This window comes from Verrucosispora sp. NA02020 (genome assembly GCF_013364215.1).
Classification (GTDB): Bacteria; Actinomycetota; Actinomycetes; order Mycobacteriales; family Micromonosporaceae; genus Micromonospora.
Genome location: NZ_CP054923.1, coordinates 5,603,988 through 5,625,859 on the forward strand (window position 1 = coordinate 5,603,988; position 21,872 = coordinate 5,625,859).

General features: G+C 71.4%; 21 protein-coding genes and 1 pseudogene. 14 read left to right on the forward strand and 8 right to left on the reverse strand.

The window, feature by feature from the left end; all coding sequences use genetic code 11:
* Positions 1-4: 4 nt before the first annotated feature.
* Complete coding sequence (locus tag HUT12_RS24885) at positions 5-946, reverse strand: SDR family NAD(P)-dependent oxidoreductase (RefSeq protein ID WP_176094934.1); 942 nt, start codon at positions 944-946, stop codon at positions 5-7.
* A 137-nt stretch (positions 947-1,083) separates the two neighbouring features.
* Between HUT12_RS24885 and HUT12_RS24890 the strand changes: the two genes are divergently transcribed.
* The 10 genes from HUT12_RS24890 to HUT12_RS24935 all read left to right on the forward strand — a co-directional run bounded on the left by HUT12_RS24890 (position 1,084) and on the right by HUT12_RS24935 (position 9,749).
* Positions 1,084-1,662, forward strand: coding sequence for a TetR/AcrR family transcriptional regulator (locus HUT12_RS24890; RefSeq protein ID WP_176094935.1), 579 nt, complete (start codon positions 1,084-1,086; stop codon positions 1,660-1,662).
* Between the two features lie 45 nt (positions 1,663-1,707).
* On the forward strand, positions 1,708-3,036 hold the full coding sequence (locus tag HUT12_RS24895) for a low temperature requirement protein A (protein ID WP_176094936.1): 1,329 nt from the start codon (positions 1,708-1,710) through the stop codon (positions 3,034-3,036).
* 41 nt (positions 3,037-3,077) lie between these two features.
* Complete coding sequence (locus HUT12_RS24900) at positions 3,078-3,347, forward strand: type II toxin-antitoxin system Phd/YefM family antitoxin (protein WP_176094937.1); 270 nt, start codon at positions 3,078-3,080, stop codon at positions 3,345-3,347.
* On the forward strand, positions 3,337-3,753 hold the full coding sequence (locus tag HUT12_RS24905; protein ID WP_176094938.1) for a type II toxin-antitoxin system VapC family toxin: 417 nt from the start codon (positions 3,337-3,339) through the stop codon (positions 3,751-3,753). Before HUT12_RS24900 ends, HUT12_RS24905 begins: the two co-directional genes overlap by 11 nt.
* Before the next feature lie 95 nt (positions 3,754-3,848).
* Complete coding sequence (locus tag HUT12_RS24910; RefSeq protein ID WP_131054770.1) at positions 3,849-4,748, forward strand: TIGR01777 family oxidoreductase; 900 nt, start codon at positions 3,849-3,851, stop codon at positions 4,746-4,748.
* A 188-nt stretch (positions 4,749-4,936) separates the two neighbouring features.
* Positions 4,937-6,754, forward strand: a complete 1,818-nt coding sequence (locus HUT12_RS24915; RefSeq protein ID WP_176094939.1) for a DUF2079 domain-containing protein — start codon at positions 4,937-4,939, stop codon at positions 6,752-6,754.
* A gap of 64 nt (positions 6,755-6,818) precedes the next feature.
* A complete protein-coding gene (lipB, locus tag HUT12_RS24920; RefSeq protein WP_131054772.1) occupies positions 6,819-7,460 on the forward strand; it encodes a lipoyl(octanoyl) transferase LipB in 642 nt (213 codons plus the stop codon).
* A 279-nt stretch (positions 7,461-7,739) separates the two neighbouring features.
* Positions 7,740-8,444 (forward strand): hypothetical protein, encoded by a 705-nt coding sequence (locus HUT12_RS24925; protein ID WP_176094940.1) that lies wholly within the window; start codon positions 7,740-7,742, stop codon positions 8,442-8,444.
* Entirely contained in the window at positions 8,441-9,115 is a 675-nt protein-coding gene (locus tag HUT12_RS24930) for a DUF4166 domain-containing protein (protein ID WP_176094941.1), read from the forward strand. The genes HUT12_RS24925 and HUT12_RS24930 overlap by 4 nt, the downstream gene beginning before the upstream one ends.
* Positions 9,116-9,128: 13 nt before the next feature.
* A complete protein-coding gene (locus HUT12_RS24935; protein WP_131055713.1) occupies positions 9,129-9,749 on the forward strand; it encodes a TetR/AcrR family transcriptional regulator in 621 nt (206 codons plus the stop codon).
* A gap of 177 nt (positions 9,750-9,926) precedes the next feature.
* Here HUT12_RS24935 and aspS read toward each other — a convergent pair whose 3' ends face one another.
* Entirely contained in the window at positions 9,927-11,213 is a 1,287-nt protein-coding gene (gene aspS, locus HUT12_RS24940; RefSeq protein ID WP_176094942.1) for an aspartate--tRNA(Asn) ligase, read from the reverse strand.
* 472 nt (positions 11,214-11,685) lie between these two features.
* Here aspS and lipA point away from each other — a divergent pair, with 472 nt between their 5' ends.
* A complete protein-coding gene (gene lipA, locus HUT12_RS24945) occupies positions 11,686-12,675 on the forward strand; it encodes a lipoyl synthase (RefSeq protein WP_131055717.1) in 990 nt (329 codons plus the stop codon).
* A gap of 146 nt (positions 12,676-12,821) precedes the next feature.
* Positions 12,822-13,511 (forward strand): DUF4191 domain-containing protein, encoded by a 690-nt coding sequence (locus HUT12_RS24950; RefSeq protein WP_131055719.1) that lies wholly within the window; start codon positions 12,822-12,824, stop codon positions 13,509-13,511.
* 15 nt (positions 13,512-13,526) lie between these two features.
* Here the strand turns inward: HUT12_RS24950 and HUT12_RS24955 are convergent, their stop codons facing one another.
* Positions 13,527-13,871: an RDD family protein gene (locus HUT12_RS24955; RefSeq protein WP_254877077.1), complete on the reverse strand. Its 345-nt coding sequence runs from the start codon at positions 13,869-13,871 to the stop codon at positions 13,527-13,529.
* 323 nt (positions 13,872-14,194) lie between these two features.
* Here HUT12_RS24955 and glnA point away from each other — a divergent pair.
* Positions 14,195-15,523, forward strand: a pseudogene (gene glnA / locus HUT12_RS24960) (type I glutamate--ammonia ligase); the annotation flags it as partial.
* Here glnA and HUT12_RS33395 read toward each other — a convergent pair.
* From HUT12_RS33395 to HUT12_RS24985, 5 genes are read right to left on the reverse strand one after another with little or no spacing between them, the layout of a single operon-like run.
* The gene (locus HUT12_RS33395) at positions 15,487-16,083 is read right to left on the reverse strand and encodes a bifunctional 2-polyprenyl-6-hydroxyphenol methylase/3-demethylubiquinol 3-O-methyltransferase UbiG (protein WP_176094944.1); all 597 of its coding nucleotides are present in this window, start codon (positions 16,081-16,083) and stop codon (positions 15,487-15,489) included. The pseudogene glnA and the gene HUT12_RS33395 overlap by 37 nt on opposite strands.
* Entirely contained in the window at positions 16,083-16,937 is an 855-nt protein-coding gene (locus HUT12_RS24970; protein ID WP_176094945.1) for a class I SAM-dependent methyltransferase, read from the reverse strand. Before HUT12_RS24970 ends, HUT12_RS33395 begins: the two co-directional genes overlap by 1 nt.
* On the reverse strand, positions 16,937-17,785 hold the full coding sequence (locus HUT12_RS24975) for a class I SAM-dependent methyltransferase (protein WP_176094946.1): 849 nt from the start codon (positions 17,783-17,785) through the stop codon (positions 16,937-16,939). Before HUT12_RS24975 ends, HUT12_RS24970 begins: the two co-directional genes overlap by 1 nt.
* Entirely contained in the window at positions 17,782-19,341 is a 1,560-nt protein-coding gene (locus HUT12_RS24980; protein ID WP_176094947.1) for a lipopolysaccharide biosynthesis protein, read from the reverse strand. Before HUT12_RS24980 ends, HUT12_RS24975 begins: the two co-directional genes overlap by 4 nt.
* Positions 19,334-20,371, reverse strand: a complete 1,038-nt coding sequence (locus HUT12_RS24985) for a sugar transferase (protein WP_131057589.1) — start codon at positions 20,369-20,371, stop codon at positions 19,334-19,336. Before HUT12_RS24985 ends, HUT12_RS24980 begins: the two co-directional genes overlap by 8 nt.
* Positions 20,372-20,607: 236 nt before the next feature.
* Here HUT12_RS24985 and HUT12_RS24990 point away from each other — a divergent pair, with 236 nt between their 5' ends.
* Entirely contained in the window at positions 20,608-21,663 is a 1,056-nt protein-coding gene (locus HUT12_RS24990) for a GDP-mannose 4,6-dehydratase (protein ID WP_161595070.1), read from the forward strand.
* The last annotated feature ends 209 nt before the right edge of the window (positions 21,664-21,872 follow it).

Genomic DNA, 21,872 nt, shown 5'->3' on the forward strand with positions numbered 1-21,872 from the left:
CGGCTCAACCGGCCAGGGTCTGCTCGCTGACCTGCCAGAGCCGCTGGGCGGCCTCCGGGTCGACGGCGTACGCGGCGACGCCGGTCCGGGTGCCGGGCTCGTGCGGCCCGGCCTGCTGGCAGTCCTCGAAGTAGCGCCCGCCCACACCGTCGAGCAGCGGCGAGGTGGCCACCAGCACGGATGTGGCGGCCCCCTGCTCGGGCGTCTTCCAGGGCGCGGCCGGGCCGCTGGAGGCGCGCAGCCGGGCCAGCTCCTCCTCGTCCACGTACCGCTGGAGGTTGGTCCGGATCCCTCCGGGGTGCAGCGCGTTGGACAGGATGCCGTCGTCGGCCCAGCGGCGGCTCGCCTCCACGGCGAAGAGGACGTTCGCGGTCTTGGACTGCCCGTACGCGGTCCACGGCTCGTACGCGCGCTTCGCGAAGTGGATGTCGTCGAAGTCGACGGGTGAGCGCAGGTGGGCCGCCGAGCTGACCGAGACGACGCGGGCGCCCCCGGCTGCGGCAAGGGCCGGACGCAGCCCGGTGGCCAGCGCGAAGTGGCCGAGGTGGTTGGTGGCGAACTGCATCTCCCAGCCCTGCGGCGTCCGCATCTCGGGCGAGGCCATCATGCCGGCGTTGTTGACCAGGATGTGCAGGGGTCCGTCCCAGTTCGCCACGAAGGCGGCGACCGAGGCCGGGTCGGCCAGGTCGAGCGCGGCCACCGTGATCCGGTCGTTGCCGGTGGTACGGGTGATCTCCTCGGCCGCGCGGTGGCCCTGGTCGGGCTGGCGTACGGCCAGGGTGACGTCGGCTCCGGCGGCGGCGAGCGCACGGGCGGTCTCGACCCCGATGCCCGATCCGCCGCCGGTGACGACGGCCCGGCGACCGGTGAGGTCGATGCCCGCGACGACCTCCAGCGCGGTGGACTCGGCGGTGAACGGGGTGCTGACAGGCGTACCGATGGCCATGATCCATCCTTGTCGACAGAGGCGCGGCGGGTGTGGACCGCCGCTACGATGAGAAGCGGAGGCTCCTCCGTTACCACCACACTAACCGGAGGCTCCTCCGCTTGCCACCCGGGTTCCGGCCCAGTTCAGGAGGAGACGTGCCGCAGACCGGTCCCCGACCGCTCCGCGCCGACGCCCAGCGCAACCGCGAACGGCTGCTGGACGCGGCCGTCCGGGCGTTTTCCCAGGCAGGCCCGGAGGTAACCCTCGACTCGATCGCCAAGGACGCCGGGGTCGGCATCGGCACCCTCTATCGCCACTTCCCCACCCGGGAGTCGCTCGTCGAGGCGGCCTACCGCAACGAGCTGGCGAAACTCTGCGACGCCGCGGCCGAACTCCGCGACCGCCTCCCACCGGTCGAGGCGATCCGGGAGTGGATGGACCGGTTCATCGACTACCTCACCACCAAACGGGAGATGGCCGACGCGCTCCGGCTGGTGATCGCCGCCGGCGCCAACCCGTACGCCCAGAGCCGCGACCGCCTCCTCGGCGCGATCGGCCTGCTGCTCGACGCGGGCGCGGCAGCCGGGACCGTACGCGCCGACGTCGACCCCGCCGACGTACTGGTCGGACTCAGCGGCGTCAGTCTCGCCTCAGGCGGCCGAGACCAGCGCGACCAGGCACGACGGCTGCTGGACCTGCTGATGGACGGGCTGCGTTACCGCCCGGGGGGCTGATCCGAAACGCACCCGGGCGACCGGCGCCGCTGCCACACTCAGGCCGTGGACGAGCGGCGCCGACGGCACCGGCTGGGACCGGCGGTCGGGATCGCACCGGGCGCCCGGGTCGACAAGTTCGAGGTCTTCTTCGACCTGGTCTTCGTCTTCTCCTTCTTCAACATCGCCCGGGCCACCGCCGCGAACATCACCGACCGGCAACTGCTGCACGCCCTGCTGGTCCTCGCCGTGCTGTGGTGGTGCTGGGTGGTGCACACGGTGGTGGCCACCCGGGTACGCATCGGCGAGGGCTTCGTACCCGTCCTGATGGTCGCCGGGATGGCCGCGCTGTTCTGCTTCGCGCTCGCGCTGCCCCAGGCGTTCATGGGCGGCGGCGGCACCGAGGCCGGGCCGGTCGTGGTGGCGGTCAGCTACGTGGTCATCCGGGCCGTACACCTGGCGCTGTTCCTGCACGCCGTCCGCGACGACCCGGTGGAACGCCGCCAACTGCTCCGGTACGCCCCCGAGCTGACCCTGAGCACCGCGCTGCTGCTCGTCGCCGCCCTGCTCCCCGGTCACCTGCCCGACGACGACATGGCGGCGCTGGTCCGGGACGGCCTGTGGATCAGCGTCGTGCTGCTCCAGTACGGCACCGGGCTGCTGGCCCGCACCTGGGGCTGGGGAGTGACGTCGGCCGAGCACTGGACCGAACGGTACGACCTGATCCTGATCATCGCGCTCGGCGAGTCGGTGATCTCCATCGGCCTGGGCAGCAACCTGCTCGGCCAGGCACCCACCCTGCCGGGGGTGACCGCCGCCGTGTTCGGCATCGTCTTCAGCGCGGCCATGTGGTGGATCCACTACGACGTGATCGGTCCGGCCGCGCGGATCGCGCTGCACGCCAGCCAGGGCCGCCCCCGGGTGCTGATGGCCCGCGACGCGTACGCCTATCTCTATCTGCCGATGATCGTCGGCATCCTGCTGTTCGCCCTCGGCGCCGAGGGCATCGTGCACGACATCGCCGAGCCCGGCGTACCCATCAGCCAGCCGGCCCAGGGACCGGACGTGCCGCTGCTGTTCTCCGGGGCGCTCTGCTATCTGGCCGGGAACATGCTGTTCCAGTGGCGCACCCTGCGCACCCTCTCCTGGCTCCGGCTGGGCACCGTGGGCCTGCTCGCGCTGGGCATCCCGATCGCCATGCCGCTGCCCGGACTGCTCGCGCTCGGTGTACTCGCCGTGATCCTGGTCGGCATGATCGTCACCGAGGTGGTGGTGATGTCCGAGGCCCGGCACGCGTTGCGCGCGGCGGTCTTCGAGGAGCGCACCGCCCACGAGGCGGCCGAGGCCGCCTACCGCGCCCGCTGGCACGACAACCCACCCGACCCGCACCCGTGACATGCGTAGCACTCTGTAGCACCCATGGCTAGAATGGGCGGGTGGCTGAGCACGCCCATCGGGAGATCACACAGCGAGAGTTGCGCAACGACTCCGGCGCGATCATGCGCGGGGTGGAGCGCGGAGACTCCTACGTCATCACCCGTAACGGCACCCCCATCGGCAAGCTGATCCCGCTTCGGCGGCGCACCTTCGTTCCGCGCGCCGAAGTGATGGCCGCATTCGCCACCGCGCCCCCGCTCGACGCGGAGCGATTCCGCCGAGATCTCGACTCCGCCGTCGATCAGGACCCATTCGATCGTGAGTGGTGAGACCACGGCCCGGGGCCTGATCGACACGAACATCGTGATCCTCCTCGGCGCGCTGGACCCGGACGAACTGCCGGAGGAGATGGTGATCAGCGCCGTGACGCTCGCGGAACTGTCCGCCGGCCCGCACCACGCCGACGATCACGCTGAACGAGCCCGCCGGACCAGCGTGCTCCAACACACCGAGGCCACCTTCGACCCGCTACCGTTCGACGCCGAGGCGGCCCGAGCGTTCGGGATGATCTCCAGCGCCGTCCTCGCCACCGGCCGCACCACCCGCCGTCGGCTCGCCGATCTCATGATCGCCTCGGTGGCCCATGCCAACCGCCTGCCGCTCTACACGACCAACCCGAACGACTTCGCCGGTCTGACGGAACTGGTCGACGTCCGGCACGTGCGCCGCCCCTGACGTCGTCGTTCGACAGACCCACGTCGGGTCAGCCGAGACATCGGCGTGACCGACTCGACCCAGCCGGACGGCTGCGCGTACCCGAAGATGTCTGTATGCGGATCCTGATGGCCGGTGCGTCCGGCTTCCTCGGCACCCGACTGGTCGACCTGCTCGTGGCCGACGGGCACCAGGTCACCCGGCTGGTCCGGCGGCCACCGCGCCGCCCGGACGAGCGGCAGTGGAACCCGTCGGCGGCGCAGCTCGACCCGGCGCTGGTCGCGGAGGCGGACGCGGTGGTCAACCTGGCCGGCGCCGGGGTGGGCGACCGCCGCTGGAACGACCAGTACAAGCAGCTCATCCGCGCCAGCCGGGTGGACACCACCAGCACCCTGGCCATCACCATCGCCGGTCTGTCCGAGGCCGACCGGCCCGAGGTGCTGCTGAACGCCTCGGCGATCGGCTGGTACGGCAACACCGGCGACCGGGTGGTCGAGGAGGACGCGCCGGCCGGTGAGGGCTTCCTGGCCGACGTGGCCCGGGTGTGGGAGGCGGCCACCCGCCCGGCCGAGGACGCCGGGGTACGGGTGGTGCGGCTGCGGACCGGACTGCCGCTGCACCGCGACGGCGGGCTGCTCAAGCCGCAGTTGCTGCCGTTCAAGCTGGGTATCGCCGGTCGGCTCGGCAGCGGACGCCAGTGGATCCCGTGGATCTCGATGACCGACTGGCTGCACGCGGTCACGTTCCTGCTGGCCCGCGCCGACCTGAACGGCCCGGTGAACGCGGTCGGGCCGGCACCGGTCACCAACGCCGAGTTCACCCGGGAGCTGGCCCGCCAGTTGCGCCGTCCGGCGGTCATCCCGATCCCGGCGCTGGCCCTGAAGGCGGTCCTCGGCGGCTTCGCCCAGGAGGCGCTGACCAGCACGCGGGTTCTGCCCGGCGTACTCAACCGGGCCGCCTTCACCTTCCGCCACCCCGACCTGCCCACGGCCCTGCACGCCGCCCTGCACGACTGACCGCACCCGTCCCGCACGCCTGATCGCACCCGTCCTGCCCTCCTGGTGCGTTCGGCACCGCCGCGCCGCGCCCAGATGTTAGGAAGGGTCCCTTTATCTACACCAGGCGTTAGCAGGGGGCCCTTCCTTACAGGCGGAGGTGACGGGTCTGACCTGAGGTGTCCGGTGCGGTTGGTAACGTCCGCTAGGTGCCCAGCTCCCCGTCCTCGGCGTCCCTGACCACCTCGCCGCCGCGCGTCACCCGTGACCGCCGCGCCGACCTGATCGTGACGTTGATCGCGCTGGCGCTCGCCGTCTGGGTGACCAGCGGGCTGTGGTCAGACCCGAACGGTCGCGCGATCACGGTCAACTCCAGCGACCAGGCACTGTTCGAGTGGCTGCTGGCCTTCGGCGGTCACACGGTCAGCCACGGCGAGAACCCGTTCTTCACGTACCTGATCAACGTCCCGGACGGCGTCAACCTCGCGGTCAACACCTCGATCACCGTGTACGCGGTGGTCTTCGCCCCGCTGACGTACCTGATCGGGCCGCCGGCCACCTTCCTGGTGATCCTGACGCTGAACCTGGCCGCGACGGCCGTCGCCTGGTACTGGCTGCTCTCCCGGCACCTCGTCGGCAGTCGACTCGCCGCCGCCGTCGGCGGACTGTTCATCGGCTTCTCCCCCGGCATGGTCTCGCACGCCAACGCCCACCTGAACTGGACCGCCGGCTGGCTGGTGCCGCTGCTGGTGTGGCGGCTGTTCGTGCTGCGCCGGTCGGCGCACCCGCTGCGCGACGGGGCGATCCTCGGCGTACTCGTCGCGATCTCCTTCTCCATCGCCGCCGAGGGACTCTTCTTCACCGCGCTGGCGCTCGGCCTGTTCGTCGCCGTCTGGGCACTGCACCCGGCCAACCGGGTCGAGGCGCGGTCCGTGCTGCCGTCGTTCCTGCGCGGCCTCGCGGTGACCACCGTGGTCGCCGGGGTGCTGCTGGCGTACCCGCTCTGGCTGCACTTCGCCGGGCCCCAACGCTTCCACGGCACCGGATTCGACTCGGTGATCCACTCCGAGGACATCGCCGCGTACGCCGCCTACCCGCGCCGATCGCTGGCCGGCGAGGCCGGACTGGGCACCTCGCTGGCGCCGAACCCGACCGAGGAGAACTCCTTCTTCGGGCTGCCCCTGCTGCTGCTCACGGTCGCCTGCTTCGCCCTGCTGTGGCGGTCGGCCACGCCACGACGCCGGGCCACGCTGTGGGGGCTGGGCGTCGTGGCGGTGGCCTTCACCGCGCTCTCCTTCGGGCCGGTGGCGAAGGTCAACGGCCACCGCACCGACCTGCCCATGCCGTTCGACCTGCTCGGGCAGCTCCCCGTCGTGAACGCCGCGCTGCCGGCCCGACTCGCGCTGGTGGTGACGCCGGTGATCGGGCTGCTGTTGGCGTTCGCCGTGGACCGGCTCCGCCAGCATCGGCCGGGTCGGGCGGCGGCGGTGGCCTGGACGGCCGCCTTCGCGGTCGCGTTGGTGCCGCTGGTCCCGACGCCGCTGCTCACCATCGAACGGGAACCGATCCCGCGCTTCATCACCTCCGGCGCGTGGCGCGACTACGTCTCCCCGGGCGGGGTGCTGACCCCGGCGCCGCTGGCCCTCGACGTCTACCCGGACGGCCAGCGCTGGCAGGCGTACGCGTTGGCGAACCGGCAGGGTGAGTTCGCCATCCCGTCCGGCTTCTTCCTCGGCCCCGGCGGGCCCGACGGCCGGGGCCGGATCGGGCCGGTGCCGCGTCCGTTCGGCGCGCTGCTCGACCAGGCCGCGCGCAGCGGCCTGCCGCCGATCGTCACCGAGGGCACCCGCGAGGAGGTACGCGTCGACCTGGAGCACTGGCGGATCGAGACGGTGGTGCTCCCCGACGAGGTGCACGGCGCCAAGTGGCCGGTCGACGAGGAGGCGGTACGCCGGACGTTGACGCTGCTCTTCGGCGAGCCGGAACGCGTCGAGGACGTCTGGCTGTGGCGCGTCGGGCAGCGCTGAGCCGCCCGGCCCGTGAGCCGGCTCACCGGAGGTGACCAGCGGGTACGGGTCTAGGCTGGTACGCGTGACCGCGACGACCTCCGGCCTGACGGCCGTACGTGCCGGCGTCCTCGACTACACCGCCGCCTGGGACGAGCAGCGCCGCCTGCACGAGACCGTGGTCGCCGGGGAGCGGGGCGACACGGTGCTGCTGCTGGAGCACCCGAGCGTCTACACCGCCGGCAAGCGCACCGAGCCGTGGGACCGGCCGATGGACGGCACCCCCGTGGTCGACGTGGATCGCGGCGGCAAGATCACCTGGCATGGTCCGGGGCAACTCGTCGGCTACCCGATCCTGCGCCTGCCCGACCCGGTCGACGTGGTCGCGTACGTCCGGCGGGTCGAGCAGTTGCTGATCGACGTGTGCGCCGAGTTCGGCCTGACCGCCTCCCGCGTCGACGGTCGCAGCGGCGTCTGGGTGCCGGCTGACGACCGGGGCCCGGACCGCAAGGTGGCCGCCATCGGCATCCGGGTCGCCCGGGGCGTCACCCTGCACGGATTCTCGATCAACTGCGACTGCGACCTGACGTACTTCGACCGGATCGTGCCGTGCGGCATCCGGGACGCCGGGGTCACCTCGCTCTCGGCCGAGTTGGGGCGCCCGGTCACCGTGGCCGAGGTGCTCCCCGTCGTCGAGCGCCACCTGCCCACCATCACCACCGCCTGACCGCCGGGGCCGTCGCCCACGAACGGACCGCCCGGCCACGCGCCCGCCCCGCCCCGCCGCGCCCCGCCACGCCGCCGATCATGGAGTTGTGGCTTCCTTTTTGAGGGCATTCGCCAGACTCGTCCCCACCACAAGCCCATGATCGCGGCGCGTGACCCGGGTGCACTCCCCGGCGTGCACCAGGCCGCGACCGGGGGAGCGCACCTTCACGCCGACACCTCTTGAGCGAGTGCTTAAATTCGGTTACGTTTAAGCGGTCGCTCAAACTCGGGGGTGGACATGCGGTCTGTTTATGTCGAGACGCTCATCGACGCACCGATGGAGCAGGTCTGGTGGGCGACCCAGGATCCCGGGGAGCACCGTCGATGGGACGTGCGGTTCAGCCGGATCGACCCGGTGCCGGGCAGCCGACCCGCCCGATTCCGGTACGCCACCACCGTGCTCCCCAGGCTCACCGTGCGTGGGTGGGGTGTCCACGCCGGTGAGCGGCAGCGTCCCGACGGCACCCGCACCTCGGCACTGCGGTTCGGCTCCGACGACCCTCGGTCACTGGTCGCCGCCGGCTCCGGCCACTGGCGCTACCTGCCCGGGCCGCACGGCGTCCGGTTCCTGACCGGCTACTCGTACACCCCTCGGTGGGGTCTCCTGGGTCGGCTCGCCGACCTCGCCTTCCGGCCGCTGTTCGGCTGGGCCACCGCGTGGTCCTTCGACCGGCTGCGGCTCTGGTTGACGGCCGGCGTACCCCCGGAACGTGCCCGGGCCAACGCGGTCCGCGACGTCGCCCTCCGGCTGCTCGCGGTGGTCGCGGTCACCGCGGCGGCCGGAGCCGCGGGCCGGACGTCGGCCGCCCTCGCGCTGGTCGTCGCCACGTCAGCCGCCTGTCTGATACCCCCGCATCCGCACACTCCGGCGGCCCGACGCTGCCGGCGCCGCCCGCCGGACCGCCTCGCCGCCCGGCCACCCCGCCTCCTGGAGCACCTGTGACCTCCGTCTTCCAGCATGCCCTCGGCGACGACTTCGACCGTCTGCACCCGCACCTGCGCCGCCGCTTCGCGGTCGACGGCGAACCCGACCTCGGCTGCGTCGGCACCGGGACGATGGACCGGGTCTGGCGCGGCGGCGCCTTCACGGGGCCGTTCCTGCGCCTCGGCAGCCTGCGCCACATCCTCTTCCCGGAGACCGGCCGGCAGATCCCGTTCACCATCGAGAACTACGCCTACACCGACACGTACGGCCGCCCCACCCTGACCTTCGTCCGCACCTTCCAGGTCACCCCACACCGGCGGCGACGCTTCGACGCCACGATGGTGTGGAGCGCCCGTCGCGGGGTCCTGGTCGACTATCTCGGTACGCACCAACACCTCGCCGTCGACCTGCACCTCTCCGTCGACGCCGCCGGTGGGCTGACCATCCGCAGTGGCGTCCAGCGGTTCCCGAACGGGCTGCCCTGCCCCGCCGCGCTGACCGGCGAGGCACGCGTACGCGAGTGGTACGACGACCGGACCGACCGGTTCCGCATCGAGGTCAGGGTCACCAACCGCCGGTTCGGTCCGCTCTTCGGCTACGAGGGCGGCTTCACCGTCGACTACGTCCCGTCGCACCGGACACCGGTGCCCGCCGCCGTACGCCCGCTGCGCGAGAATCCCCGGGAGTAGACGAGAGGACACCATGGCCACCCGGGACAAACTGATCGACGGTGCCATCGCCGCGATCCGTGCGCACGGCATCGCCGGTGTGTCGGCGCGGACGATCGCGGCCACGGCCGGCGTCAACCAGGCGCTGGTCTTCTATCACTTCGGCAGCGTCGACGAACTGCTGGCCGAGGCGTGCCGGAGTGTCACCAGCACCCGGGTGGCCGCGTACCGGGCCCGTTTCGCCGAGGTGTCGTCCCTGCGCGAACTGCTCGACGTCGGGCGTACCCTGCACCACCAGGAACAGGCCGAGGGCAACCTCGCGGTGCTGGCCCAGCTGCTGGCCGGCGCACAGAACGACCCCACGCTCGCCGAGTCCACCGCAGCGGCCCTGCGGATCTGGACGGTCGAGATCGAGTCGGTGCTGCGGCGACTGCTCGACGGCTCACCGATCGCCCCGGTCGTCGACCCCACCGGACTGGCCCGTGCCGTCAGCGCCGCCTTCATCGGCCTGGAACTCTACGACGGCGTCGACCCGGACGGCGCGCGCTCCGCGTTCGACGCCCTGGAACGACTCGCCGTCCTGGTCGAGGTGATCGACGACCTCGGCCCCATCGCCCGCCGTGCCGCCCGCGCCAAACTCCGCCACCTCACCTGAGCGTCCCGCCGCCCGTCGGCCCACCACCCCCGCCCGCCCACCCGCTCCGCCCGCCCGCTCCGTTCGCCCGCTCCGTTCGCCCGTCGATCATGGAGTTGTGGTCGGAACAAAACGGAAATACATCCGCGATTCCAGTGCCACAACTCCATGATCGACGCGATCGGGCGGCGGGCGGGGTCAGGGTGTGAGGCGGTGGAGGTCGCGGGGGAAGGCGGTGACCTCGCGGACGTTGGCAGCTCCGGTCAGCCGGGCGACGAAGCGTTCCAGACCGATGGCGAACCCGCCGTGCGGCGGCATGCCGTGCCGGAAGGCGTCGACGTATCCGGCGTACGGCTCGACCGGTTCGCCCCGGGCGGCGAGGGCGGACAGGTAGTCGGCGTGCCGGTGCAGCCGCTGCCCTCCGGTCACCAGTTCCAGGCCACGGAAGAGCAGGTCGAAGCCGTTCGAGTAGTCCGGCCGGTCCGGGTCGGGGTGGGTGTAGAAGGGCCGCTTCGCCATCGGGTACCCGGTGACGAAGACGAAGTCGGAGCCGTGTTCCCGCTGCGCCCACTCGCCCAGTGCCCGTTCGTGGGCGGGCGCCAGGTCCGGTTCGTCGGCGGGTGCCCCGGCGATCCGCAGGGCCTCGGTGAAGTGCACGTCCGGGATCTGCGCCGGTACGGCGGGCACCTGCACGCCGAGGGTGGCCAACGCGGCGCCGGCCCGGTCGTCGACCGTCTCCATCATGCCGGCCAGGGTGTCCCGCAGGACCTCCATCACGTCCCGGTGGTCGGTGACGAAGCCCAGCTCGGCGTCGAGGGAGGTGTACTGCGCCAGGTGCCGTACGGTGTCGTGCGGCTCGGCGCGGAACACCGGCCCGACCTCGTAGACCCGCTCGAAGACACCGACCATGAGCTGCTTGTAGAACTGCGGTGACTGGGCCAGGTACGCCGGACGGCCGAACCAGTCGAGCGCGAAGACGTTCGCCCCGCTCTCGGTGGACGAGCCGACGACCTTCGGGGTGTGGATCTCGACGAACCGTCGGGCGTCCAGCGTGGCCCGGAAGCCGGCCACCGCCGCCGCCGAGATGCGCAGTGCCGCCGAGCGGCTCGGGTGGCGCAGCGCGACGGGTGCGTGGTCGAGCTGGGTGGGCAGACTGGCGGTGAGCGTCGGCCGGTACAGGTCGAAGGGCGGCGGTACGGCGGGCGGCCCGAGCGGGCGTACCACCGGGTCGGTCAGCTCGACCCCGGCGGGCGCGGTGGCGTTGGCGACCACCGTGCCGTCGACTTCGACGACGCTCTCCTCGGGCAGCGCCTCGATCTCGGCGCGGACCGCCGGGTCGGTGACCACCACCTGGGTGAGGCCGGCGGCGTCCCGGACGATCAGGAAGGCCACCGACTTGAGCAGTCGGCGGCGGTGGACCCAGCCGGCGATCCGGACGGTACGGCCGGTGTGCGGGGTGAGTCGGTCGGACAGGATGCGTTGCACGGTTACCTCCTCGTCGATCGCAACGCGATCCCCGGGAGGTGTGGGCGAGCGGGAACCTCGCGGTGCCACCACACCTTCGCCCCCGTCGGGACGGGGGCCTCATTCGTCGCCTTTTCACCGGGGCCAGCCGGGCGGGCTCTACTGGGCGCGGATGTTAGGCGGGGTCCCCTGCTCTACCGCAGGCGTTAGCAGGGGGCCCTTCCTTACACATCACACGCCGTTCTTCCCGCAGCTCGGGAGGGTCTTCACGGCCCGACGCCAGACCGCCTCACAGCAACCGGCGGCTCTCTTCAACTGGCGGATCGGGGCGCTACTCGGCTCCGTCGTCGCTCTCGAACGACCACGCTAGCACCCGATCGGGCCGTCCTGTGACGCGTGATTCCCGCCTTCGGTGTCCGGCGTCACAGGATTTCCGAGGTGACGGCCGTCGCCCCTGTTCATCGACGGCCACCATCCGGCGTAGGCTCGTTTTGTGACGATCGAGCACTCCGCGCCAACGACCGGCCAGGCCGCGCGTACCGCGACGCCCGCTCCCGAGGGGCGGCGACTGCTGCGGATCGAGGCACGCAACGCCGAGACGCCGATCGAGCGCAAACCACCGTGGATCAAGGTCAAGGCCAAGATGGGCCCGGAGTACACCCAGTTGCGCGGGCTGGTCTCGCGCGAGGGGCTGCACACCGTGTGCCAGGAGGCCGGTTGCCCCAACATCTACGAGTGCTGGGAGGACCGGGAGGCCACCTTCCTCATCGGCGGCGACCAGTGCACCCGCCGCTGCGACTTCTGCCAGATCGACACGGGCAAGCCGGCCGAGTTCGACGCCGACGAGCCGCGCCGGGTCGCCGAGTCGGTGGTCTCGATGGGCCTGCGGTACGCCACCATCACCGGCGTCGCCCGTGACGACCTGCCCGACGGCGGCGCCTGGCTGTACGCGGAGACCGTCCGGCAGATCCACGCCCTGCAACCGGGCTGTGGCGTCGAGCTGCTGATCCCCGACTTCAACGCCGTCCCCGAGCAGCTCGCCGAGGTGTTCGGCGCCCGGCCCGAGGTGCTGGCGCACAACGTCGAGACGGTGCCGCGCATCTTCAAGCGGATCCGGCCGGCGTTCCGCTACGAGCGCTCGCTGGACGTCATCAGCCAGGCCCGCGCGGCCGGGCTGGTCACCAAGAGCAACCTGATCCTGGGGATGGGCGAGGAGCGCGCCGAGGTCTCCCAGGCGCTGCGCGACCTGCACTCCGCCGGTTGCGAGTTGATCACCATCACGCAGTACCTGCGCCCCTCCCCCCGGCACCACCCGGTGGAGCGCTGGGTCAAGCCGGAGGAGTTCGTCGAGCTGCGCGAGGAGGCCGAGGAGATCGGCTTCGCCGGGGTGATGAGCGGGCCGCTGGTGCGCTCCTCCTACCGCGCCGGCCGCCTCTACCAGCAGGCCCTGGCCGCCCGCGAGAGCGTCGCCGTCGCCGGCTGAGCCGACCGGCGTCGACAGGGTTCCGCCGGCTGCGTCGGCGACCGACCGCACGAACCCCGGTCCAGGACGGGCCGGCGAGCGGCGCCCGACGGGCAGGGACCGGCCGGGGATCAACCGCGCGGCGAGCGACCACTAGACTCGGGCGCATGGCAAAGCCCCAGGAGAAGGTCTCGTTCGGCCAGCGGCTGAAGCAGATCGGGTTGGTGTTCCGGTTCACCGCCAAGCAGGACAAGTGGTTCGCGCCACTGGCGGCCGGCGCGGTGCTGATTCCGCTCGCGCTGACCGTGGTCGCGGTCATGATCTGGGGCTGGCTGTGGTTGCCGTTGGGCATCCTGTTCGCCCTGCTCGCCCTGCTGATCGTGCTCAACCTGCGGTCGAACCGGGCGATGATGAACGCGGCCGAGGGGCAGCCGGGCGCCGCCGCGCAGATCATGGAGAACATGCGGGGCGACTGGCGGGTCTCCCCGGCGGTCAGCTCGACCACCCAGATGGACATGGTCCACCTGGTCATCGGCAAGCCGGGCGTGATCCTGCTGGCGGAGGGCAACCCCCAGCGGGTACGCGGGCTGCTCGGCCAGGAGAAGCGTCGGCTCGCCAAGGTGATCGGCAATGCACCGCTCTACGACTACGTCATCGGCCAGGACGAGGGCGAGCTGCCGATCCGCAAGCTGCGGATGACGCTGATGCGGCTGCCGCGCAACCTCAGCGGCAAGGACGTCAACTCGCTGGACAAGCGACTCAAGGCGCTCACCGCCCGGCCGCAGATGCCCAAGGGCGCCATCCCGAAGAACCTCCGCCCGCCGCGCGGTGCCTTCCGGCAGAGCCGGGGCCGCTGAGGTCGGGTCGGGCGGTCAGCGCCCGGCGCGTACGGCCGGGACGACGACCGCGCCGCTGAGGCGGTCGTGCAGGCCCCGCCGGTGCTGGTCCATCAGCAGTGCGGGGACGACCAACGCCAGCAGGACGCCGCGCAGCAGGGCCCGGACCAGTCCGATCCGTCCGCCGTCGACCCAGGCCACGCAGCGGATCCTGGTGACGTACATGCCGGGGGTCTGTGCGAACAGGCCGAGGAAGAAGCCGTACATCACGATCAACACGACGACCGGTGCCCACGGGTCTCCGGTGGGGCTGGCGAACAGGCCCGACGCGAGCAGGCAGAGCACCCAGTCGATGACCAGTGCCCCGAAGCGGCGGCCCAGGTCGGCCGGGGCGAAGGTGGGGTCGGTGGCGGGCGGCGGCGCGTGGTGGGGCTCGGTCGTCACAGCGGACAAGACTAGCCAGCACACGGGCACGGGCCCGGCGCAGGTCCGGCACGTGATACCGAAAAGGGTCAATAGCAGCAATTTTCACTACACTGGCACAGCCGGACCAGTCCGTCGCGTATCGGGTCGGTCCCACCAGGGAACATGACACAACGCGAGGGACGTAACACGGCAGAAACACTGGAGACATGGCCGGGCAACCGCACGGCCATAGCGTCGCCAGGAGCCTAGCTACCCCGTGGACGTTGCCAGGAGGACGAGTGTTCGCCAATCCCGAGGAACTCCTGCGTTACCTCAAGAACGAGGACGTGAAGTTCGTCGACGTACGTTTCTGTGACCTGCCGGGTGTGATGCAGCATTTCAATCTGCCGGTGGAGTCTGTCGACGACAACTTCTTCACTGATGGTCTCGCGTTCGACGGGTCGTCGATCCGGGGCTTCCAGGCGATCCACGAGTCGGACATGCTCCTGCTCCCGGACGTCGCCACCGCCTTCATCGACCCGTTCCGGGCGCAGAAGACCCTCGCGTTGAACTTCTTCATCCACGACCCGTTCACCCGCGAGGCCTACTCCCGCGACCCGCGGAACGTCGCGAAGAAGGCCGAGGCGTACCTCGCCGCGTCCGGGATCGCCGACACCGCCTACTTCGGTGCCGAGGCCGAGTTCTACATCTTCGACTCGATCCGCCACGAAACCTCCGCCCACCAGTCGTTCTACTACATCGACTCGATCGAGGGCGCCTGGAACACCGGCCGCGAAGAAGAAGGCGGCAACCGCGGCTACAAGACCGCCTACAAGGGCGGCTACTTCCCCGTCCCCCCGGTCGACCACTACGCCGACCTCCGCGACAGCATCGTACGCCGCCTCATCGACACCGGCTTCACCGTGGAACGCTCCCACCACGAGGTCGGCACCGCCGGCCAAGCCGAGATCAACTACAAGTTCTCCACCCTGCTACACGCCGGCGACCAGCTCCAACTCTTCAAATACATCGTGAAGAACGAGGCCTGGGCCAACGGCAAGACCGCCACCTTCATGCCCAAGCCCCTCTTCGGCGACAACGGCTCCGGCATGCACACCCACCAGAGCCTCTGGCTCGGCGGCGAACCCCTCTTCTACGACGAGACCGGCTACGCCGGCCTGTCCGACACCGCCCGCTGGTACATCGGCGGCCTCCTACACCACGCCCCGTCACTGCTGGCCTTCACCAACCCGACGGTCAACTCCTACCGCCGCCTCGTGCCCGGCTACGAAGCACCGGTCAACCTGGTCTACTCCCAACGCAACCGCTCCGCCTGCACCCGCATCCCCGTCACCGGCAGCAACCCCAAGGCCAAACGCGTCGAGTTCCGCGTCCCCGACCCGTCCGCCAACGTCTACCTCGCCTTCTCCGCGATGATGATGGCCGGCCTCGACGGCATCAAGAGCAAAATCGAACCCCCCGCCCCCATCGACAAGGACCTCTACGACCTCCCGCCCGAGGAATGGGGCGACGTCAAGCAGGTCCCCGGCTCCCTCCCCGCCGTCCTCGACTCCCTCGAAGCCGACCACGACTACCTCCTCGAAGGCGGCGTCTTCACCCCCGACCTCGAGGCGATGTTCGGCACCTCCAACGCCAACCACCCACCCGGCGTCAACACCTGCCGCGCCGCCCGCAGGAACCGACGCGGATCATCCACGTGCTCCAACACATGCCACGCACACACCACATCCGCCCGCAACGACGGCGCGACCTGCTCGAAATACCCCTGCCGCACCGGCACACCCAGGTGATCCACGGCAAACGCCGCCGCCACCCGAGACACCTCCACCCCCGTCACCGTGAAACCGGCACCCCGCGCCGCCTCCAGGAAATAACCACCCGCACACCCCGCCTCCACCAACACCGACGGCCCCACCACCGACGACAACCACCGCAACCGCCGCCCCGCCTCGAACCGGCGCTGCCGGCCGGAGGCGAAGTAGTCCTGGTAGCCGCCGGTCAGGTAGTAGTCCTCGTCGTACAGTTCGTCGGGAGGCGGGGCGGCCTCCGCGGTCCACCGGAAGTCGCAGTCGGTGCAGCGGCGCAGCACTCCGTCGAGCGCCGGGGCGGCGTGCCCGTCCCGGCCGCACAACGCGCAGGTGGTCAGTTCGTCGTCTCTGAGCTTCATCAGCCGTTCCGTCCGTCGCGCGGTCTGCGGGCGATCACCCGCAGGAGGTCTCCCCGCCACCGATGGGTCAGGCGCGGCGAGCGCAGGGTGATCAGGTCCGGCGGCAGCAGCCGCCGCGCGTGTCGCATCCGGTATGCGACGGGCATGTAGAACCGGAAGACCGTGGTGTCCTGCCGGACCACCTCGAATCCGGTGGCGGCCAGGAGCCTGGTCAACGAGGTCGGGGTGAAGTGCCAGGGGTGGTACTCCGGTTGCAGGCCGGGCCAGCGGTGACCGAGGCGGGCGGCGGCGGGCGAGGCGATGTTCGGCACCTCCAACGCCAACCACCCACCCGGCGTCAACACCTGCCGCGCCGCCCGCAGGAACCGACGCGGATCATCCACGTGCTCCAACACATGCCACGCACACACCACATCCGCCCGCAACGACGGCGCGACCTGCTCGAAATACCCCTGCCGCACCGGCACACCCAGGTGATCCACGGCAAACGCCGCCGCCACCCGAGACACCTCCACCCCCGTCACCGTGAAACCGGCACCCCGCGCCGCCTCCAGGAAATAACCACCCGCACACCCCGCCTCCACCAACACCGACGGCCCCACCACCGACGACAACCACCGCAACCGCCGCCCCGCCTCGAACCGGCGCTGCCGGCCGGAGGCGAAGTAGTCCTGGTAGCCGCCGGTCAGGTAGTAGTCCTCGTCGTACAGTTCGTCGGGAGGCGGGGCGGCCTCCGCGGTCCACCGGAAGTCGCAGTCGGTGCAGCGGCGCAGCACTCCGTCGAGCGCCGGGGCGGCGTGCCCGTCCCGGCCGCACAACGCGCAGGTGGTCAGTTCGTCGTCTCTGAGCTTCATCAGCCGTTCCGTCCGTCGCGCGGTCTGCGGGCGATCACCCGCAGGAGGTCTCCCCGCCACCGATGGGTCAGGCGCGGCGAGCGCAGGGTGATCAGGTCCGGCGGCAGCAGCCGCCGCGCGTGTCGCATCCGGTATGCGACGGGCATGTAGAACCGGAAGACCGTGGTGTCCTGCCGGACCACCTCGAATCCGGTGGCGGCCAGGAGCCTGGTCAACGAGGTCGGGGTGAAGTGCCAGGGGTGGTACTCCGGTTGCAGGCCGGGCCAGCGGTGACCGAGGCGGGCGGCGGCGGGCGAGGCGATGTTCGGCACCTCCAACGCCAACCACCCACCCGGCGTCAACACCTGCCGCGCCGCCCGCAGGAACCGACGCGGATCATCCACGTGCTCCAACACATGCCACGCACACACCACATCCGCCCGCAACGACGGCGCGACCTGCTCGAAATACCCCTGCCGCACCGGCACACCCAGGTGATCCACGGCAAACGCCGCCGCCACCCGAGACACCTCCACCCCCGTCACCGTGAAACCGGCACCCCGCGCCGCCTCCAGGAAATAACCACCCGCACACCCCGCCTCCACCAACACCGACGGCCCCACCACCGACGACAACCACCGCAACCGCCGCCCCGCCTCGAACCGGCGGGGCGCGGCCAGGAAGTAGTCCTCGTAGCCGCCGCCGGTGAAGTAGTCCAGGTCGTAGCGGGCCGGAGCGGCGTGCGGGTCGGGCACGGTCCAACCGAGTCCACAGCCGGAGCAGCGGCGCAGCACGCCGTCCAGGTCACCCCGGTGCGGGTGGTCGTCGCCGCAGTTGAGGCAGGCCGTGGGGCGGACGTCGAGGCTCATCGGCGTACTCCCGGGGTCAGCGCGCGAGCCCGCCGGGCAAGCGTGCGCAGCCGGGCCCGCTCGTCGGTGCTCAGGTATCCGCCGCCGACGAGCAGCGCGGCGGCGAACGTCAGGGTCAGGCCGGCGCGGGTGGCCACGGCGAGCGCCGCGCCCACCCGTCCCGGCCCGTCCGGCAGATGCCCGAGCAATGCGGCGGTGGCGAGGCCCGCCACGGTCGCGGCGGCGATCGGCGGCCAGAGCGTGCGCAGCACCGGCCGGATCGGACGCCCCGTGGCCCGGTGGAAGTGGGCCAGGAAGTACCCGGTGGCGAGCACCACCGCGAGCGCCGTCGCGGTCGGCACGCCGAGCGGGCCGGCGAGCATCAGCAGCGGTACGGTCAGCGCCACGTTGAGCACGACCGACAGCAGGACGTAGCGGGTCTCGAGGCCGGGACGACCCTCGACCCGGGCGACGATGGTGGCCGCACCCATGATCAGGTTGAGCGCGTACGCCGGGGCGAGGATGGCGATGGTCGCCCCGGCCCAGGAGACCGGGTGTCCGAGCCAGAGCCGCACCAGCGGGTCGGCGCTGACCATCAGCGCCGCTCCGGCCGGTGCGAGGAAGACGGCCAGGTACCGCACCGTGGTCAGGTAGAAGGTGTCGAGCCAGGCCCGCCCGCCGGTGACCGCGCGTCGCACGGCCGCGGGAAAGAGCACCAGCAACGCGAAGCCGGGCGGCAGGCGCAGCAGGTTGAGCAGGCGGGTGCCGAGGTCGGCGTCACCGGCGACGGCCGGGCCGAAGAATCCGCCGAGCACCAGCCGGTCGAGTTCCACGTTCACCGCGGCGGCGCCGCTGGACACCTGGACCCGCAGGCCGTACCCGCCGACCCGGCGCAGGTCGGGTCCGGCCAGGCGGCCCCAGCGGGGCGTCAGGTCGCGGTGCCGGTGGTACGCGGCGGCGGCGAGCAGGATCGTCCGGATCGCGCCGGTGGACGCGGCGGCGGCGGCGAGCGCGACCAGACCGCCACCGAGGCGGACCACCGCGATCGTGAGCACCGCGCCGAGGACCGCCGTCACGGCGTTCACCAGGGCGAGCGCGCCGTACCGCTGGACTCCCTCCAGGACCGCCCGCCAGGGCAGTTCCACGCCGCCGGCCACCACGCCGAGCAGCAGCCACAGGGTGGCGTGCCACGCGTCGCGGGTCAGTTCGCCGAGCCGCAGCAGGTGGGCGATCCAGGGCCAGCCGGCGGCGAGGGCGGCGAAGGTGAGCCCGCCCAGGACGAGCCCCCAGGTCAGACCGAGACCGAGCAGCCGCCGCAGCACGTCGGAGGGGCCGGCCTCGGTCTCGGCCGCCGCCACCTCCCGGACCAGCGCCGAGCCGAGCCCGAGGTCGAAGAGGGCGACGACGGCGAGCAGTCCGGTCAGCAGCACCCAGACGCCGAACGCCTCCGGCCCGAGGTGCTGATAGACGACGGGCAACGAGACCAGGCCGGCCAGCGCCATGACGATCCGGGCGCCCAGCATGCTCAGCGTGTTGCGGGTCAGGCGTGCGCCGACCGTGCCGGCCGCGCTAGCCACGAGGGAATCCCCGGACCAACTCCAGGGCGGTCAGCGCCAGCAGGGTCAGGTCCACCCGCAGCGATCGACAGTTGAGATAGAGCAGGTCGCAGCGCAGCTTCTCCTCGACCGTGGCGGCGTAGCCACCGGTGAGCTGGGCGAGCCCGGTGAGTCCGGGCCGGACCAGGTGGCGCAGGTCGTAGTACGGCAACTGCCGGAACTCGGCGATGAACTCGGGCCGCTCCGGACGGGGACCGACCAGGCTCATGTCCCCGCGTACGACGTTCCACAGTTGCGGCAGTTCGTCAAGGCGGGTACGCCGCAGCAGGCGGCCGACGCGGGTGATCCGGGGGTCGTCCGGCTGGGCGAGTACCGGCCCGGTCTCGCGTTCCGCCCCGGGTCGCATGGTGCGGAACTTGACCATGGAGAAGAGTCGCCCGCCCGCACCGACGCGTTGCTGGCGATAGAACGGTGGCCCGGTGAACGAGACGACGACGGTGATGGCGAGGATCAGCGGGAGCACCAGGATCGCGCTGAGCGCGATGACGCCGAGGTCGAGGTAGCGCTTGACGCGTTCACCGGTGCGGCGGTGCGGTCCCGACCGGAGTCGGATCCAGGGCAGCCCGCCGAAGCGCCGCAGGCTGGGCGTGGGCAGCAGCCCGTAGACCGGCCGCGCCAGCACCAGGATCTCCACGCCCAGTTGCTGGCAGGCGGCCACGATCGGCTCGTCGATGCTGTCCAGCGAGTTCTTGAGCAGCAGGAGTTTGGGCCGCAGTCGCCGGAGGACCGCGGTGAGCTGCTCGACGTCGGCGGGTACGGGCAGCCGCAGGACGACGTCGAACTCGTCGTTGAGGCGGTCCGGCCGCGCGGGTGTCTCCACCGGTTCGATCACCAGCGCGCGGACGCGACCGCGTGCCGGTGGTGCCGCATGTTGCCCTGAGCCGCGTCGATGACCGTTGAGCAGGAACTCACGGCCGTGTCGGCGTACCGGCTCCGGGGCCACCGTTCGCAGGTCCTCGTCGAACGGGACGGCGACCGACGGTTTCTCCATGTGGCTTTCCTCCTCGCCACGCGGCGGAGCGCTCCCCCTGAATGCCCTCGACAGCACTATGAACGATTCAGCAGCATAAACAGTTCATTTGCCGCAAAACAAAGCTTTTTCGTTTATCGTAATCGACATCCCTTTGCGGGTGATATGTCAGAATGATCCCGCTGATAGTAGGGAATTGGCTGGTCACACCGCCGATGCCCACCAGAACTGACCACCCCGCCGCCAAGGAGTTCACGATGGAAGTTCCGCTGAACGGAGCCGAGCCATCCGCGCAAGGCAGCTCGGTTCCCAATCGCGTGCTGGTGACCGGTGGAGCCGGATTCATCGGAAGTCACGTCGTCGCACGCCTGATGCTGATGGGGATCCACGTCAAAGTGCTCGACGACTTCTCGACCGGTCGGGTCGAGAACCTCGCCGACGCCGCGTACGGCGGGCTGTCACAGTCGGATGTCCTGCGGGGTGACATCCGCACCGCCGAGGCAGTCGACGTGATCCACGAATGGAGGCCCGAGGTCGTGGTGCACCTCGCCGGTCAGGGCAGCCTCCAGGCAGCCCGGGAGTCGCCGCTGTTCGACGCCGACGTGAACACCTTCGGGACGATCAACGTGCTGGACGCCTGCGCCCGGAGCGGAGTTCGGCTGTTCGTACACGCGGCGAGCAGCGCCATCTACGGCAACGTCTCCTCGGACGCCCTGCCCATCCGGGAGGACCGGCCGCTGGCGGCCACCAGCCCGTACGGCATCAGCAAGGCCGTCGGGATCTGCTACCTGGACTGGTACCGGCGCGAACACGGCATGTCGTACACCGCCCTGGCCTTCGGCAACGTCTACGGACCGCGCCCGACCGGAGGCGGCACCAGCGTGGTGGCGCTGATGACCGAGGCCCTGCTCAACGGCCAACCGCCCACCATCTACGGCGACGGCCAGCAGACCCGCGACTACGTGCACATCGTGGACGTGGCCGACGCGGTGGCCCGCGCCTGCCACTACCCGGGTGCGGGGCTGGTCAACATCGCCACCGGCCGGGAGACCACCGTCAACGACCTCTTCGAGCTGGTCTGCTCGGTGGTCGGCGCGGACTGCGACCCGCACTACGCGCCGCATCCACACCCGCAGGAGGTGCGCCGGATGGCGCTGGACAGCAGCAAGGCCCTCGCCCAACTGGGCTGGCGTCCGACCATCGGGCTGACCGAGGGAGTCCAGCTGACCGTGCGGGAGGCACGGCGGCGGCGTACCGGCGCCCCGCGCAGCTACCAGCCTCGCCAGGGCCAGCCGGTGGGCGTCGGCCACTGACCTTCCGCACCGCCTCACCGATCTCCGTCACCTCGTAGCGCCCGGCGCCCGGCCGGGCCGGTCGGCCCGCGTCCGCGCGGCCCGACCGGCCGGCCGGTGGCCGGGCGCTACGCGCTGCCCCGGCCCAGCCGCCCGGCGCCGCCGACCCGGGCCGCTTCGCACACCCCGCCGATCGGGCCCGGAGCCCGTCCCGGTCCCGAGCTTTCGTC